Origin of the sequence: Corallococcus sp. AB030 (assembly GCF_003668965.1) — a bacterium.
In the GTDB taxonomy this organism is placed as follows: Bacteria; Myxococcota; Myxococcia; order Myxococcales; family Myxococcaceae; genus Corallococcus; species Corallococcus exiguus.
Map to the genome: position 1 here is coordinate 43,517 of NZ_RAWQ01000032.1, position 16,163 is coordinate 59,679.

13 protein-coding genes are annotated in these 16,163 nt (G+C 69.5%); 7 read left to right on the forward strand and 6 right to left on the reverse strand.

The window, feature by feature from the left end; genetic code table 11:
- The first annotated feature begins 82 nt into the window (after window positions 1–82).
- Genes D7Y15_RS11080 through D7Y15_RS46380 form a run of 3 tightly spaced genes read left to right on the forward strand, consistent with a single transcriptional unit; the run spans window position 83 to window position 1,757 of the window.
- A complete protein-coding gene (locus D7Y15_RS11080; RefSeq protein WP_255430341.1) occupies window positions 83–1,024 on the forward strand; it encodes a 3-hydroxyacyl-CoA dehydrogenase family protein in 942 nt (313 codons plus the stop codon).
- Window positions 1,021–1,620 (forward strand): hypothetical protein, encoded by a 600-nt coding sequence (locus tag D7Y15_RS11085; RefSeq protein ID WP_120574985.1) that lies wholly within the window; start codon window positions 1,021–1,023, stop codon window positions 1,618–1,620. The genes D7Y15_RS11080 and D7Y15_RS11085 overlap by 4 nt, the downstream gene beginning before the upstream one ends.
- Window positions 1,621–1,625: 5 nt before the next feature.
- Window positions 1,626–1,757 (forward strand): hypothetical protein, encoded by a 132-nt coding sequence (locus D7Y15_RS46380; protein ID WP_255424544.1) that lies wholly within the window; start codon window positions 1,626–1,628, stop codon window positions 1,755–1,757.
- Window positions 1,758–1,823: 66 nt separating this feature from the next.
- Here the strand turns inward: D7Y15_RS46380 and D7Y15_RS11095 are convergent, their stop codons facing one another.
- From D7Y15_RS11095 to D7Y15_RS11105, 3 genes are all read right to left on the reverse strand, one after another.
- Window positions 1,824–4,931: an efflux RND transporter permease subunit gene (locus D7Y15_RS11095; protein ID WP_120574986.1), complete on the reverse strand. Its 3,108-nt coding sequence runs from the start codon at window positions 4,929–4,931 to the stop codon at window positions 1,824–1,826.
- A gap of 19 nt (window positions 4,932–4,950) precedes the next feature.
- Window positions 4,951–6,129 carry an efflux RND transporter periplasmic adaptor subunit gene (locus D7Y15_RS11100; protein WP_120574987.1) on the reverse strand — a complete coding sequence of 393 codons (1,179 nt, stop codon included), beginning with the start codon at window positions 6,127–6,129 and terminating at the stop codon, window positions 4,951–4,953.
- Between the two features lie 198 nt (window positions 6,130–6,327).
- Window positions 6,328–7,146 carry an SDR family NAD(P)-dependent oxidoreductase gene (locus D7Y15_RS11105; protein WP_121752537.1) on the reverse strand — a complete coding sequence of 273 codons (819 nt, stop codon included), beginning with the start codon at window positions 7,144–7,146 and terminating at the stop codon, window positions 6,328–6,330.
- Between the two features lie 213 nt (window positions 7,147–7,359).
- Here D7Y15_RS11105 and D7Y15_RS11110 point away from each other — a divergent pair, with 213 nt between their 5' ends.
- The gene (locus tag D7Y15_RS11110; protein WP_233596678.1) at window positions 7,360–7,905 is read left to right on the forward strand and encodes a DUF2378 family protein; all 546 of its coding nucleotides are present in this window, start codon (window positions 7,360–7,362) and stop codon (window positions 7,903–7,905) included.
- Here the strand turns inward: D7Y15_RS11110 and D7Y15_RS11115 are convergent.
- Window positions 7,899–9,449: a hypothetical protein gene (locus D7Y15_RS11115; protein ID WP_121752538.1), complete on the reverse strand. Its 1,551-nt coding sequence runs from the start codon at window positions 9,447–9,449 to the stop codon at window positions 7,899–7,901. The two genes, D7Y15_RS11110 and D7Y15_RS11115, sit on opposite strands and share 7 nt — an antisense overlap.
- Before the next feature lie 269 nt (window positions 9,450–9,718).
- On the opposite strand from D7Y15_RS11115, the gene D7Y15_RS11120 reads away from it, so the two are divergent.
- The 3 genes from D7Y15_RS11120 (at window position 9,719) to D7Y15_RS11130 (ending at window position 14,778) form a co-directional block, all read left to right on the forward strand.
- A complete protein-coding gene (locus D7Y15_RS11120) occupies window positions 9,719–10,225 on the forward strand; it encodes an SgcJ/EcaC family oxidoreductase (protein ID WP_120574991.1) in 507 nt (168 codons plus the stop codon).
- Between the two features lie 247 nt (window positions 10,226–10,472).
- Complete coding sequence (locus tag D7Y15_RS46550) at window positions 10,473–11,720, forward strand: TerB family tellurite resistance protein (RefSeq protein ID WP_121752539.1); 1,248 nt, start codon at window positions 10,473–10,475, stop codon at window positions 11,718–11,720.
- A 175-nt stretch (window positions 11,721–11,895) separates the two neighbouring features.
- Window positions 11,896–14,778 carry an HAD-IC family P-type ATPase gene (locus D7Y15_RS11130; RefSeq protein ID WP_233604897.1) on the forward strand — a complete coding sequence of 961 codons (2,883 nt, stop codon included), beginning with the start codon at window positions 11,896–11,898 and terminating at the stop codon, window positions 14,776–14,778.
- A 130-nt stretch (window positions 14,779–14,908) separates the two neighbouring features.
- Here the strand turns inward: D7Y15_RS11130 and D7Y15_RS45215 are convergent, their stop codons facing one another.
- Complete coding sequence (locus D7Y15_RS45215; RefSeq protein ID WP_255424545.1) at window positions 14,909–15,460, reverse strand: SDR family NAD(P)-dependent oxidoreductase; 552 nt, start codon at window positions 15,458–15,460, stop codon at window positions 14,909–14,911.
- Entirely contained in the window at window positions 15,457–15,726 is a 270-nt protein-coding gene (locus D7Y15_RS46385; RefSeq protein ID WP_120574994.1) for an SDR family NAD(P)-dependent oxidoreductase, read from the reverse strand. Before D7Y15_RS46385 ends, D7Y15_RS45215 begins: the two co-directional genes overlap by 4 nt.
- Window positions 15,727–16,163 lie beyond the last annotated feature (437 nt).

The following is a 16,163-nucleotide window of genomic DNA, read 5'->3' on the forward strand; positions in this document are numbered from 1 at the left end:
GGACAATTGCAGCCGCCATTCAAGTGATTGCCACGCGTGCGGAGGGCGGCCACGCTCGCGGCACATGGGACACAAGCGGCTGATGAGGATTGGCGTTGTTGGCGGCGGAGCCATGGGGTGCGGCATCGCACTCGAGCTCGCCATCGCCGGCAGACACGTGGTGCTCTTCAACAGGCAGGCGGAGAGCAGCGAGGCAGCGCGCGTGAAGTTGGAGCGCGACGCCGCGCTGCTGGTGGAGACGGGGATGCTCGGCGCTGAGCAACGCACCACCGCGCTCGCGCGCATCCATCGCACCACGGTGCTCGCCGAGGCCGCCGTGGTCCAGGACCTGGTCATCGAATCCATCCCCGAGGACCTGGCGCTCAAGCAGCAACTCTTCAAGGAGCTGGACCGGCTCGCGTCACCGGACACCCTGCTCGCCACCAACACCACCGCGCTGAGCGTGACAGCCATTGCCCGAGACTGCGCGCACCCGGAGCGTGTCCTCTCCGCGCACTACTACCTGCCCGCGCACCTGGTGCCGCTGGTGGACGTCATCCCTGGCGAGAAGACCTCACCCGACGCGGTGGAGACAGTGCGGCGATTCCTTGAAGAGTTGGGCAAGTCGCCCGTGGTGTTCACCAAGGATGTGCCGGGCTCGGTGGGCCCGCGCCTGCAGCAGGCGCTCATTGGCGAAGCCTTCCGAATCGTGCAGGAGGGAGTGGCCACGCCGGAGATGGTGGACCGCGTGCTCACCCAGGGCATCGGGCGGCGCCTGGGGGCCTCCGGCATCTTCGACCGGCTGGACCTCGTGGGCCTGGACTTCATCACCCATGTCCTGCGCGGCTCGGGGCGTCCGGTGCCGCCGGTGCTCGCCCAGAAGGTGGACCAGGGCGAGCTGGGCCTGAAGACGGGCCAGGGCTTCTATCCGTGGACGCCAGACAGCGCCGCCGCCTTCGAGGAGCGCATGGCCCGCCACCTCATCACGCAGCTGCGCGAGGACCGGGCCGCGGGCCGCCTCCCCACGCCGGAGTCCGGCGAATGAGCGCTGACGTCGTGCTCATGGACCCAGCGGCGCTGTCTGACTTCATGGCGGATGCCGTCCGGGAGTACGCGGCGTGCACGCCGGAGCTTCCGCCACGCAGCTGGGCCGTGCTGCTGGGCCGCTTCACGGACGACGTGATGCACGTGGAGCGCGTGGGCTTCGCCACCAACATCCGCGAGACGGACGACACCGTGCTCCAGGAGTTCGAAGCGGCCATCATCCCCCGCTTCGGCGCCTGCTACGCCAACGGGAGGCGCGGCTACTGGTGTGAGCCCCGCGAGCTGCTGCGCATCACCGCCGAGGCCGAGGCCGAGGGACTGGAAGTGCTCGGCTCCATCCACCTGCACCCGGACTGGCACCGCATTGGCCCGCCTCACGAGCGCGGCCTGCGCGTCAGCCAGGAGCCCACGCCCATGGACCGGCATCTGTTCCAGGGCAGTGGCTGGCCGCTCAACATGATCCTCTACCTGGAGCGGCGAGAGGGCAGGCTCTACCACTCGCTCGGAGCGTGGGCCCCGCCCGACGACGCGGAGTCCGCCACGGGCTGCCGCGCGCTCTCCATCCGCATGCGCACTCCGGAGAGGGGCTTGAGGTAGCGGCAATGACAGTCACCTCCTCCCTGCTGACGTTCCTCGTGGCCGCGGGCATCCTCGCCATCACTCCCGGGATGGACCGCGTGACGGGGTGCGTGTTCATCGCGGTCGGCGCGAAGCTCGCGCTGTCCCGTCGCTAAAAAGAAGAGCCGCCTGGGGCAGGTGCCTCCAGGCGGCTCAACCAACGGCGCTGCTTCAGCCCTCGCCTACGTGGCGGCGTCGGGCGCCTGCTGGAGCTCCGGTGCTTCGCTGGCGGCCACGGTGCGCGTCTTGGCGATGAGCAGGTAGATGGCCGGCACGAAGTAGAGGGTGAAGAGCGTGCCCAGCGCCATGCCCGTCACCAGCACGAGCCCGATGCTGTTGCGCGCCGCCGCGCCCGGTCCCGACACCAGGACGAGCGGGAAGTGGCCCGCGACCGTGGCCACCGTCGTCATCAGGATGGGACGGAGCCGTTCGGAGGCCGCTTCCTTCACCGCCTCGAGCTTCGACTTGCCCTCCTCCTGGAGGCGGTTGGCGAAGTCCACGATGAGGATGCCGTTCTTCGCGATGAGTCCCACCAGCGTCACCAACCCCACCTGCGAGTAGATGTTGAGCGTGGTGGTGAAGCTGTCCGTGAAGTACGGCATCATCGGGTTCGGCATCCGAAGGAACGTGGTTATCAGCGCGCCGAAGAGCGCCAGCGGCACCGACCCGGCGAGGATGATGAGCGGATCCCGGAAGCTGTTGAACTGGGCCGCGAGCACCAGGAAGATCAACACCACCGCCAGCCCGAACGCCGGAGCGAACGAGTCGCCTTCCGTGCGGAGCTGCCGGGACTCGCCCGTGTAGTCCATGCGGTAGCCCGCGGGCAGGATGCGCGAGGCCTCCGTCTCCAGGTAGGTGAGCGCCTCATCCAGCGGACGGATGGCCACGCCGCTGAGCTTCACCGCGTTGAGCTGCTGGAAGCGGTTGAGCGACCGGGGCGCCACCTTGTCCTGAATGGACGCGATGGCCGACAGGGCCACGAGCTTGCCGTCCGGACCGGTGACGTGGATGTCCTTGAGCTGCTCCGGGGTGAGGCGGGAGGAGCGAAGGACCTGCGGGATGACCTTGTAGCTGCGGCCGGCGATGTTGAACCGGTTGACGAAGTTGCCGCCCACGGCGGTCCCCAGGTCCTGGCCCACGGTCCCCAGGTTCAGGCCCAGCTGCGCCACCTTCTCACGGTCGACCTCGAGCTCCGACTGGGGCTGGTCCAGCTTCACGTCGATGATGGGCGGGAAGGCGAACATCCCGCTCTGCGTCGCCTTCTCCTGGAGTTGCTGCGCGAAGCCCAGCAGCTCCTCCGCCTCCGCCGTGGACGCGATGACGAACTCCACCGGGAAGTTGCCACCGCCCGGCAGCGCGGGGGGCTGGAGGGTGAAGGTCTGGACCGCCGGGATGGTGTTCACCCGCTCCTGCGCCTCCGCCAGCACCTGCGCCGTGGTCCGCTGGCGCTCCTTGTACGGCTTCAGCACCAGGCCCCAGAAGCCGTTGCTCGGCTGGACAATCTGGAAGTTGAAGCTGGACTCCGGCATGTCCATCAGCAACTCGCTCGTCTTGGTCACGGACGGCTTGAGCTGATCCAGGGTGGAGTTGGACGGAGTGCTCATGATGCCGATGACGAAGTCCTGGTCCTCCACGGGCGCCAGCTCCCGGGCCGACTGGTTGAACATCACCAGGGCGAGCACGCTCAGGAAGATCCACGCCGCGTAGACGGGCCCGCGGACGAGCAGCGAGCTGTCCAGGGAGCGGGAGTACGCGGCCCGCAGACGCTCGAAGCCGCGGTTGATGACGCCCGCGAGCCCCTTGTCCTCGTGGCCCGCTTTCAGGAGCACGGAGGACATCATCGGGGAGAGCGTCAGCGCCACCACGCCCGACAGGGTCACGGCTCCGGCCAGCGTGAGCGCGAACTCGCGGAACAGCGAACCCGTGAGGCCACCCTGGAAGGCGATGGGTGCGTACACCGCGGCGAGCGTGAGCGTCATCGCGATGATGGGACCCACCAGCTCGCGCGCGCTCTTGATGGCGGCGTCCACCGGGCGCAGTCCGTCACGCAGGTGGCGCTCCACGTTCTCCACCACGACGATGGCGTCGTCCACGACCAGGCCTACGGACAACACCACCGCGAGCAGGGTGAGCAGGTTCACCGTGAAGCCGAACACCTGCATCAGGAACACCGTGCCGATGAGCGACACCGGAATGGCCACCACCGGCACCAGGATGGAGCGCACGGAGCCCAGGAACAGGAAGATGACGATGACGACGATGATGAGCGTCTCGATGAGCGTGCTCACCACCTCGTCGATGGCGTTCTGGATGTAGTCCGTGCCGTCGAAGGCGACGCCGCCGTGGATCTGCTCGGGCAGGTCCTTCTTGAGCGAGTCCATCTCCAGGCGGATGCGCTGCATGACGTCCAGCGAGTTGGCGTTGGGCAGCGCCCAGATGCCGACGAACACGGCCGTCTTCCCGTTGAGCGTCACGTCGGTGTCGTAGTCCTCGGCGCCGAGCACCACGTCCGCGACGTCCGACAACCGGACCACCGCGCCGCCATCCTTGCGGACGATGAGCTGCTTGAACTCCTCCACGGAACGCAGACCCGTGTTCGCCGTGAGGTTCACCTGCACGAGCGAGCCCTTCGTCTGGCCCACGGCCGCGAGCGAGTTGTTCGTGGCGAGCGCCTGACGGACCTGGATGGGGCTGACGTTGAGCGCGGCCATCTGGTCCGGCTTCATCCACACCCGCATGGCGAACGTGCGCGCCCCGAGGATGTCCGCGCGCTGCACGCCCTCCACCGACGACAGCCGGGGCTGCACCACGCGCACCAGGTAGTCGGACAGCTCGTTCTGCTCGAGGAAGTCAGAGGTGAAGTTGAGGTACGCGACGGCGAACTGGCTGTCCGCGGACTCGATGCCCATCACGGGGACCTGGGATTCGGGCGGAAGGTCGCCACGAACCTGGTCGACCTTGGCGCTGATTTCACTCAGGGCGCGGTTGGCGTCGTAGTTGAGCTTGAGCCGGGCGCGGATGATGGAGACGTTCTGCGAGCTCGTGGACTCGACGTAGTCGATGCCATCCGCCGCGGCGATGACGCGCTCCAGTGGCGTGGTGATGAAGCCACGGACGAGCTCCGCGTTGGCGCCGACGTAGACCGTGGTGACGGTGATGTCGGCGTTCTCGCTGCGCGGGTACTGCCGCACGTTGAGCGAGCGCAGGGCCTGCAGGCCGGCGATGATGATGATGAGGTTGACGACCAGCGCCACGACCGGACGCCGGATGAAGAGGTCGGTGAAGTTCATGGGTTCGCCTCTCGCGGCCCTACGGGTTCACCGGCAGGGGAGCGACCTCGACGGGCGGCGCCAGCGCGTTGTTCACGACGACGGCCATGCCGTTCTTCAGCTTGAAGACGCCGCTGCTGACCACCGTCTGCCCGGGCTTCAGGCCGGACGTCACCGCGACGTAGTCACCCCGGCGCTCTCCCAGCCGCACGAACTGCTGCCGCGCCAGCAGGGCCGCCTTGCCCGCGGCGTCCTTGCCCTCGGAGAGGGTGAACACCGAGTCACCGTAGGGGGCGAAGAGCACGGCGGTGGCGGGAATGGCCACCACCTGCTCGCTGGCGTCGGAGAGCACCTCCACGCTGGCGAACATGCCCGGAAGCAGCCGGCCGTCCGCGTTGGGCACGGTGGCGCGCATGCGCACGTTGCGGGAGGACAGCTCCACTTCGGGGTTGATGGTGGTGAGGTCCCCTTCCCAGGACTCGCCCGGGAAGACGTCGACGCGCAGGCGCACCTTCTGACCCTGCTTCACCTGGGCCAGCGCCTGCTGGGGCAGCTGGAACTCCACGAGCGCGGGGGTGGAGGACTGCAGGGACGCGATGGGGTTGCCCGGGGAGACGAGCTGGCCCAGCTCCACCTGGCGGATGCCGATGCGGCCATCGAAGGGGGCGCGGATGGTCTTCTTGGCGATGAGGGACTTCAGGTGGGCCACGGTGGCGGAGGACTGGAGCGACCGCGCGCGGACGGCATCCAGGTCCGACTGGGTATTGGCGCCCTGGGCGTTGAGCTTCTCGGCGCGCTCGCGGTTCAGCCGCGAGAGCTCCGCGTCGGCCTCGGCGCCGGCCAGCTGGGCCTGCTCGCTGGAGGTGTCGAGCTGAACGAGCACCTGGCCCTTCTTCACCGAAGCGCCGTTCTCGAAGCGGATGTCGTTGACGACGCCCGGCAGCTCCGCGCTCAGGGTCACGCCCCGAAGCGCCATCACGGTGCCCACGGCGCTCCGGGTCCCCTGCCAGCCGAAGGACTCCGCCTGGGTGGACGTGACGGACTCAGGCGGCAGCACGAAGGTCTCACCGGCGTTGATCATCGAGACGATCTGGCCCGCCTTCACGGCCACGAGCCCCGCGAAGACCGCGAGCAGGAGCACCACGCCGATGATCCATCGCTTGAGGCGGCTGGCGCGGGGCGGTGAGGAGAGAGGCACTTCAGGAGCGGAGGCATGCATCTGGGGCACCCACGGGCTGACGGGAGCAGCCGTGTCAGGGAATGCGCCGCCCTGTAGCCGAACCGCCGCGCGTTTGCGCCCTTGAAAATCTGTTCAGGTTGTGACCACTCCCTGGGTTGGTTTCGCGCGCGCTTTTTCGAGCGCACCCGTAACGTGGCCGTTACGGGCGCGTGCTGGAGAAGCCAAGCGGCGGACGACTCAGCCTTCCACGGGACGGGTGAGGCCCAGTGTGTCCGCGTAGCTGTGCAGCCCGCGAATGTGATTGCCACCGTCGACGGCGAGGGTGTCACCGGTGATCCATGACGCAAGGTCGCTGCAGAGGAACGACACCACCTTCGCCACGTCCTCCGGCTCGCCACACGGTTTTCCAAGCGGCGTATGGGCGAGGAACTCCCGCCCCATGGCGCCCTTCATGAGGCCGGCACCCTCGGCCAGGGGGGTGCGGATGGCGCCCGGGGCCACGACATTCACACGAATGCCGTACCGCCCCAGCTCCGAAGCCGCGACCTTCGAGAAGTTCGCGAGCCCCGCCTTGGAGGCGCAGTAGTGGGCGAGCCCATCCGTCACCGCCGTCTGATTCAACGAGGAGATGTTGACGATGGAGCCCGGCTGCTTCGCGGCGACGAGCGCCCTCGCGAGCGCCTGGGTGAACAGGAAGGGCCCCTTGAGGTTGATGGCCAGGATCTGGTCGAACTCCTCCGCCGGCAACTCAAGGAGCGGGCGGAGGGTGGCCGACCCTGCGTTGTTCACCAGGATCCCCGGGAGGCCGAACTCACGCGTGGCAACCTCAATGGCCTGCGCCACGTCCTCCGCGCGAACCACGTCGCCCGCGAAGGGCACGGCCCGCGCGCGCCCCTCCATCATCCGGTTGAGCTCGCCGGCGGTCGCCTCCACCTTCTCCCGGGTCCGCCCGAAGAGAAGGACGTTGGCTCCGTCCCGCATGAGGCGCGCGGCGATTCCCAGTCCGATGCCCTGGCCCGACCCCGTCACGATGGCACTGCTCGATATCAGCTTCATGGTGGCTCCTGTGTGCTTCGCGGAAGGGTGTGAATCTACTTCACCGCGAGTGCGAATCGAACGGCGCGGTCATGGGCGTCGGCCGCGGCACCCCCTTGCCTCGCCGATGCCCAGCAGGTGGGCCCCGCGCCCGTGTGCATTGCAGGGACAATCCAGGGATGCTCCAGCACGTCCCGCCCCGGCCTGGGTCGGACGCATGGGATGGGTGCCGCGTTGAGTGAAGAGATCGTCTACCGCCATGCCATCGAGGGGCTCTTCCTGCGCTCCGTGGGCACGCGCCTCACGCCGGAGCTCAAGGACCGGCTGCGGGCCATCGGCCTGAACCTGGACGAGAAGATCCCGCACCACACGCCTCGTCACGTCTTCGCGGAGGCCCTGGGCATCACCGCGCGCTACCTCTACCCGGACGTGGACGCGAAGGAAGGCTACCGGCGGCTCGGCATGGGCGTCATCAAAGGCCTGGAGCACACGCTGCTGGGCAAGGCGCTCGTGTCCCTGTGGCCCATCTTCGGGCCCGACCGCGTGCTCTCCCGCATGCAGGAGAGCTTCGCCACGGTGAACAACTACCTGAAGACCGAGCTCATCACCCACGGCCGCGCGGACCACACCATCAAGGTGAGCGAGTGCAACGGCAACCCGGGTTACCACATGGGCATCATCGAAGCGGGGCTGACCCGGGCCGGCGCGAAGAACATCCGCGTGGAGCCCTTCGACTTCAACGGCCACGCCTGTTCGTACCGCGTGCGCTGGGATCAGTGAGCCTTCAGCGCGGGCTCCCACCGGACAGGACCGGATTGGGCCGACGCGCCCGGTTCCTTCACCGCGGTGGGACTCGGGCGCAGAACCCGACCTCGAATATCGAGCGCTAGAGCCCCGCCCGAGGCATCCCCCAGCACCTTGCCCGTTCGCAAGTCGATCCGCTTCCCCATGACGAGCACCGTGTCGCCCGCCCAGAGCAGCCCGGAGTCCGTCGATTCGCTCAAGACGTTCGGTGGAAACCCTGTCCCCACGTTCCAGAGCCACAGCCGATCTCCCCACTGGCCGCCGGGCTCAGCAGGTCTGATGCTCTCCTCCAGGAGGGCATGCGCCCCCAGGGAAGCCACCACCTGCCCCAAGGGCACCACTCGGACGGTGCGCCGCTCCAGATCGATGACGGCGTGCACCGCATTGGAAGGCTCGAGCTCGGAAGCAACAAACAACGACAGCAGCCTTCCGTCGCTTCCGGACACGTGGATGTACCGGTCCGAAAATGGGGGAGACATCTGCCAACCCAGGGGTTGATGAACCCTGGCGCCGTGCAATTCCAGGGGGCCGAGGTCCGGCTGTGTCTCGCAGACCACCAGGACCTGCTCGTGCGCCGCGTCCGCGAACAACAGGGTTCCATTGCAGCCCGAGGGGACCCAGGTCTCCCGCCGTCCATCCGCATGCTCGAGAGCGATGGAGCGGTCCAGAGCGCGACGCAGCATTCCTTTACCCATGGGTTGCAGGACGTCGTCGCCCTGGAGGAGGGGGCCTCCCTCCAGCCGGCGGTAGCGGCGCACGGGGGTGTCGCCCTCCCAGCCGAAGTGCGAACTGGACATGACCGGCCCCCGGCATGTGGCGGGTGCGAGAGTGGTGTCCTCTTTGGGCCAGCTCTCCTTTCCATCCGAGTTCGTGTCCTCCACCACGTCGAACGCCGCCCACTGACCGGAGGGATCCAGCAGGGCCTGTCCGAGCAGGCCACGACCCGCATCGAGCACACGCTCGGTCCCCTGGAGCAGGTCTCGCACGACGGCGACGGGGCGCCCGCCCTCGGGACGCAGGTAGAGAAGCCGCAGGCCATCCCGGGAGAAGCTGGCGCGGATGGGTGGATGGGGGCTCGTCGTGTCGGGCGTGACATCCGAGACCAGCACCTTCTCCTCGCGGGTCTCCACGTCGAGGAGCCAGAGCGTGGTGTCACGCACCAGGACGAGAAAGCGTCCCGTGGGAGCCACGGCGAGCACCTCGTCGATGCGGATGCCCGCTCCGGGCTCCAGGAAGAGGTACGGGCGAAGCGCGTCACCCACGATGTTTCCGTGGAAGCCCAAGACGGTCTCGATGCGCCCATCGCCGTTGGTGTCCTCTCGTGCCTGGCAGGCGAGGAGCCACCGCCCGTCTGGTGCGGAGTCCACGAGCACGAACGGATGCGCGGTGCCGTAGTCCTCGGCAGGGATGGCGGGAGCCACCGCGGCTGCCTGGGGCATGAAGAAGACCGGATGTGACGCGGGCCCCTGGGAGGCGCACGCGGCCAGCAACACGGTGAACAGCAAGGGATGAAGACGCATATGCCCTCAGTCGCATGCTCCGTCAGAGTCTAGCTCCACGTCGCTCGGCATGGCAGCGATATCCCACATTCCCTACCTATTGCTCCCATGCACTTCGACACCGGACGCCTTCGCCAGGTTCTGCGGGATTCTATGTCCGTCAGAAGGAAGCGCTGGCATGTATGGATTTCAGCAACGTCTGGAGCGTGGTCCAGTTCGACTGACTCCCCGTGCGCTGGGACTCGCAAGTGAGCTCCTTCCATCACCGTCCCTCATGGCAGACTGCGGCCATGACCCGCTCTTCTTCTTTCGGAATCGTCGCGGCGCTGAGTCTGGTGTTGGTGTCCACGGCGTGCACGGCCCCGGACCACGCCCGGGACGAGCAGGACCTCCGCCAGTGGGTGAAGGCGCAGACCGAGGCCTGGAACGCCCACGACGCGGCGGCATGGACGCGGGACTTCGCGGACGACGCTGACTTCATCAACATCGTCGGCACGGTGTTCCAGGGCCGCGCGGAAATCGAGACGCGCCACGCCGCCATCTTCGCGAGCATCTTCAAGACCAGCCATGCCAAGGTCACCGTGCGCAAGATCCGCTTCCCCAGCGAGGACATCGCCGTGGTGGACACGCTGCACGAGGTCACCGGTCACACGGGCCTCCCTCCGGGCGTGCAGAACACCGAGGAGGGGCTGCTGCGCACGCAGATGCGGTACGTGCTGAAGCGCACCCAGAAGCAGTGGCGCATCGTCTCGGGCCAGAACACCGACGTGAAGCCGGTTCCCAAGCCTGTGCCGTAGACGGACGAAGAACCAGCCGTTCTTCGTGACGAAGAAGTCGAAGTGATCCGTGACCGCTCCGACGTACTGAAGGCCGGAGAGTAGGCGCAGCCCGGTGCGGTCATGGATCCCGAGCGCCCCAGGCAGCGGCCGTCCCTCCGGAGCCAGTGCCTGTCAGGGCGTCCGCGCGTGTCCAACGTTCCTGCAAGGCAATGACACACAGGAATGCCTGACCGGCCCCATTGGCGAGGGTCCGCGAGGAGGAACCATGACGGCGACGATGGAACTGGCTCCACGAGAGCGAGGGGAGGGCGCGGCGCTCCTCCAACGCTCCGTGCAGTTGGCAGGGGCGCTGACGCACGAGCTCTCCCCCAAGGACCTGCGCACGGGGCGCTGGTTCACCAAGCTGCTGTCCATCTACCTGCGGCACTACGACGCGCACATGCTGCAAAGGACCCCCGCCGCGAAGGGGACGGGCGCGGCCGTCACCGAGGCCATCATCCGGCGGGCCTGCGGGGCCGCATTCCTCTCCGGCGCGGGGAGCGGCTCGCTGACCTCCGGCATCACCGCGGTCTCGGCGGACGCGGGCGCCCCCGGACTGATGTTGGCCATCCCCGCCTCGGGCCTGGTCATCACGACGGAGATGCTCGTGAACGCCCTCATCAACCTGGGGATGGCGTGCGACCTGGCCAGCGCCTTCCGCGTGCGCTTCGACCCGGAGGACCCCTCCGACTTCTCGCGCCTCTACGCCATCACCCGCGGCCAGGGGGAACATGCGGAGGACAAGGACGAGGACTCGCTCGGACTGGGGCGCGTGGAGCACCTGGCGCAGGCGAGGGCGACCGACCTGGGCGAGGACCTGGGGGCGAAGCTGCTGGGCGAGAGCGTGTCGCGCAACCTCGTGCCGTTCCTGAACGTGGTGACGTCCTCCGTGGCCAACTGGCGGCGCACCCGGCACCTGGGCAACTCGGTGCTGAGCTACGTGCGACTGCGCCGCGCGCTGGAGGACTCCGAAGCGGCCATCCGCCGCGTGGCCCCGGAGGGGGTGAGCCTGCTGCTGGAGAGCGCGTGGTTCCTCTTCGTCTCCGACGGCCGTCTCCGGCAGGAGGAGTCCGCCGTGCTCACCCACCAGCTCTCCCGGCTCTCTCCGACACGGCGCCAGGAGACCGTGGGCCACTTCGTGGAGGATGTCTCCGCGTGGCTCAAGCGCCTGCGCTCGGCGCCGGCCAGGGCGCGCGAGGTCCTCATGTGGTCCCTCCACCAGCTCTCCGCCGCGGACCTCACCGTGTCCGCGGCCGAGCGCGACCTGCTGCACAGGGCCGCGGAGGCCCTGCACACCTCCATGGACGGCGGGCACCTGGACACGCTGGTGCACCGCTACCGCGAGGAGGGCGTGGCACACGCGTTCGCCGCCCCGGCGCGAGCCGCGCGACCGGCACGCCAGCCGGCCGGCCGGAAGGGGGCGCCGGCCCCGCGGGCGGCAGGAGCGCGGGAGGAGCCGACGCGCATCCACTGAGGCCCCCCCTTTCAGGCCCTGGAGGAGGAGCGGGGTGTTGACGGGTGGAACAGCCGGCGCGCGGATGTCACACCTTCATCTTCCGACAGCGCGCCGAGCCTCCTTGTCCGGACGCACCACCCTCCCCATTTCTTGATGCCAGTCGGGGGGGGGTGGGCGAATGGTGGTGTTCCTGATGGATGGACAGTCGGCACCCGCGAGGGTGGTCCGCCACGCGACCGCGGCGCGGCGGTTGCGCCTGGAGGTCCCCGGCCTGCGGTGGAACCACTCCCTCGGGAAGCGGCTGGAGCGCACCTTCGCCACCTGGCCCGGCATCGAGGAGGCAAGCGCGGAGCCCCGCACCGGCCGCCTGCTGGTGCGCTACGCGCCGGGGGCCCCGCTGCTGGCCCAGCTGCGCCAGCAACCCGACGAGCCGGTCCCCTGGCCCGTCCCGCATCAGGCCCGCCCGGTGCAAGGCACGCGGAGCGCTCCCCGGGAGTCGTGGCACGCGATGACGGTGGAGGCGGTGCTGGTCCGGCTGGACGCCACGGACCAGGGGCTCACGTCGGAGGAAGCGGCGCGGCGGCTCAAGCACTACGGCCCCAACCTGGCGGTGGTGGAGAAGCCGCGCTCGCGCCTGGCCATGCTGGGCTCGCAGCTGGCCTCCGTGCCCACGCTGCTGCTGATGGGCTCGGCGGGGGCCTCGGCGCTGGCCGGTGACGCGGTGGAGGCGACCGCCATCCTCACGGTGGTGGGGCTCAACGCGGGCATCGGCTACCGCATCGAGCGCCGAAACCAGGAGATGCTCGCCTCGTGGCAGAAGCTGGAGGCGGGCGCGGCCCAGGTGCTGCGCGGCGGCGTGCTCCTCACGGTGCCGGTGGCGGAGCTCGTGCCCGGGGACGTGGTGCTTCTGCGCGCGGGGGACGTGCTGCCCGCGGACGCGCGCGTGCTGGACGCGCACCGGCTCTCCGCGGACGAGGCGCCCCTCACCGGAGAAAGCGAGCCGCAGACCAAGCAGGCCGCGCCCGTGGATGCGCGGGCGCCGCTGGCGGAGCGGACGTCCCTGTTGTTCGCGGGCACGACGGTGGCGTCGGGACATGGGCGCGCCCTGGTGGTCGCCACCGGCGCGGACACGGAGCAGGCGCGCGTGCGGGAGCTGGTGGCCCAGGAGTCCGCGCCGCCCACGCCGCTGACGCGCAAGCTGGGCCAGCTGGACCGGCGCGTGGCGGTGGCCTCCGTGGGCGCGGCGGGGCTGTCCGCCCTGGTGGGGCTGGCGCATGGCCGCTCCGGGCCCCACGTGCTGCGCGGCGCGGTGGCGCTGGGCGTGGCGGCGCTGCCGGAGGGCCTGCCCCTGGTGGCGACCGCGGCGCTGGTGCGCGCCATGCAGCGGCTTCACGCGCGCGGCCTGGTGGTGCGGCGCGTCTCCTCCGCCGAAGCGCTCGGAGGCGTCACCGTCATCTGCACGGACAAGACGGGCACCCTCACCCGCAACGAGATGCGGCTGGACGTGCTGGACGTCGGGGACGGCCCCCTGGACTTGTCCTCGCTGCGCCTGAGGCCCGACGCCGTGCTGGAGGACCCACCCACGCTGGCGCTGGCGCTGGCGCTGCTCAACAGCGACGTGGACGTCCACCGCAACGGCAAGGAGATGGCGGTGTCCGGCAGCTCCACGGAGAAGGCGCTGGTGGCCGCCGCGCACGCCGCGGGGCTGGACGGGGCCACGCTGCGCCGCGACTTCCCTCGCTGCCACCTCCTCGAGCGCTCCGAGGGCATCCACTACGTGGTGAGCGTCCACCGTGTGCCCGGCGACGGCATGGTGGCCTTCGTCAAGGGGGCCCCCGAGCAGGTGCTCACCCTGTGCGAGCGGGACCTGAAGGGGCCGCTGGACGCGCGCACGCGGGAGCGGCTGGCGCGGCGCAACGACGCGCTGGCGGAGGACGGGCTGCGGGTGCTGGGGCTGGCCTGGCGGAGGCTCCCCGGAGACGGGGAACACGCGCCCACGGGCGGCTACACCTTCATCGGCTTCGTGGGCTTGAGGGACCCGCTTCGCGACGGCGCGGCGGAGTCGGTGCGGCAGGCGCGCCGCGCGGGCATCCGCACGGTGATTCTGACGGGAGACCAGCCCCGCACGGCCGATGCCATCGCCCGGCAGGTGGGGCTGGAGGGCGACACGCTCACCCCGGTGGCGCTGGCGGAGATGCTCGATCTGACGGGTGACGAGCTTCGCCGGAGGCTCGACCGCACGGCGGTGCTGGCGCGCGTGACGCCGGAGAACAAACGGGAGCTGGTGAAGGCGCTGCGCGCGCACGGAGAAATCGTCGCCATGGCGGGTGACGGCATCAACGACGCCCCGGCGCTCCAGGCGGCGGACGTGGGCGTGGCGGTGGGCGTGCGCTCCAGCGACATGGCGCGCGCGGTGGCCGACGTGGTGATGTCCAGCGAGGACCTGCGCAGCATCATGTCCGCGGTGGGCGAGGGCCGCATCGTCCAGGACAACCTGCGCCGCGCGCTGCGCTTCCTCTTCGCCACCAACCTCTCGGAGATGGCGCTGGTGCTGGGCGCGGGCCTGCTCGGCCTTGCGGATCCGCTCACGCCGCTGCAGCTGCTGTGGATCAACCTCCTCACGGACACGCTGCCGGGAATCGCCCTGGCGATGGAGCCCGGAGACCCGGCCATCCTCGACCGGCCGCCCGCGCCGCCAGGCATGCCGCTGCTGACGCGCCCGGCGGTGCGGCGCGTGGTGCGGGACGGAGCGCTGATGGCGGGCGTGGGAGGGCTGGGGCTGGCGCTGGGCGGGCCGCCGCTGGCTTTCGGGACGCTCACCGCGGTGCAGCTGGGCTACTCGGCCGTGTGCCGGGCGCCGAGGGAGACGCGGCGCCACCTCCCCGCGGACGGCGAGTGGCGCCTCCCCGTCTTCATCGGGGGGGCCACGGCCGTGCACATCGCGGCGCTCACCCTCCCCCCGCTACGGCGGGTGCTGGGCCTTCCCGCGCCCACGGCGCTGACGTTCGGCGGGCTGGCCGTGGGCCTCGTCCTGCCGGCCCTGATGGGCGCGATGCCCACGTGGAGCGGCCGGTGATTGACTCAACCTTCCCTGTCCTCTCGGGAAGTCGGAACCGAGACATCCATGCCGTCCAGCCGCACCGCCCTCGCCTCCAACTCCGGGCACCTGACAGGCAGGCACCCGGGGACCCCAAGCGGCGGGCGGCTCAGCCTTCCACGGGACGGGTGAGGCCCAGGGTGTCCGCGTAGCTGTGCAGCCCGCGGATGTGATTGCCACCATCGACGGCCAGCGTGTCGCCGGTCATCCATGACGCAAGGTCGCTGCAGAGGAACGACACCACCTTCGCCACGTCCTCCGGCTCGCCACACGGCTTTCCGAGCGGCGTGTGGGAGAGGAACTCCCGCCCCATGGCTCCCTTCATGAGGCCGGCACCCTCGGCCAGGGGGGTGCGGATGGCACCCGGGGCCACGACATTCACACGAATGCCGTAGCGCCCCAGTTCCGAAGCCGCGACCTTCGAGAAGTTCGCGAGCCCCGCCTTGGAGGCGCAGTAGTGGGCGAGCCCGTCCGTCACGGCCGTCTGGTTCAACGAGGAGATGTTGACGATGGAGCCCGGCTGCTTCGCGGCGACGAGCGACTTCGCGAGTGCCTGGGTGAACAGGAAGGGCCCCTTGAGGTTGATGGCCAGGATCTGGTCGAACTCCTCCGCCGGCAATTCGAGGAGCGGGCGGAGGGTGGCCGACCCCGCGTTGTTCACCAGATCCCCGGGAGGCCGAACTCACGCGTGGCAACCTCGATGGCCCGCGCCACATCCTCCGCGCGAACCACGTCGCCCGCGAAGGGCACGGCCCGAGCGTGCCCCTCCATCACCCGGTTGAGCTCGCTGGCGGCCGCCTCCACCTTCTCCGGGGTCCGCCCGAAGAGCAGGACGTTGGCTCCGTCCCGCATGAGGCGCGCGGCGATTCCCAGTCCGATGCCCTGGCCCGCTCCCGTCACGATGGCACTGCTCGATATCAGCTTCATGGTGGCCCCTGTCTTTTTCACGGACAGTGCGAGCCTACTCCAGTGAACCGCGGGCCCACCTGACAATCATTGCCCCAGGATGCGGAAGAGGATGGCGGACAGCGCGAAATTCAAGACCAGCCACGCCGAGGCCACCGTTCGAAAGTCCGATTCCCCGGCACGCCCCCGCCTTCCACCTGCCTCGAACCCGCTGACGCTAGACGTCGTTCCAGACCTGGGTCGGCCCACCGATACACTGCTCTTGCTCCAGCTGGACATCGTGCGCCAGAGGATCGGCAGTGGCACAGAGCCCGCTCTTCTGGTTCACCAGCATCCGCGTCCGTTTAACGCGATGGAGAAAAGCAGAGCAGAATCAAAGACATAGGTGCAGCCGAGCAGGCAGGCCCGTCGAAACGGGGGGACGAGGAACATTCTCCTGGCATGAAGAAGAGCACTCC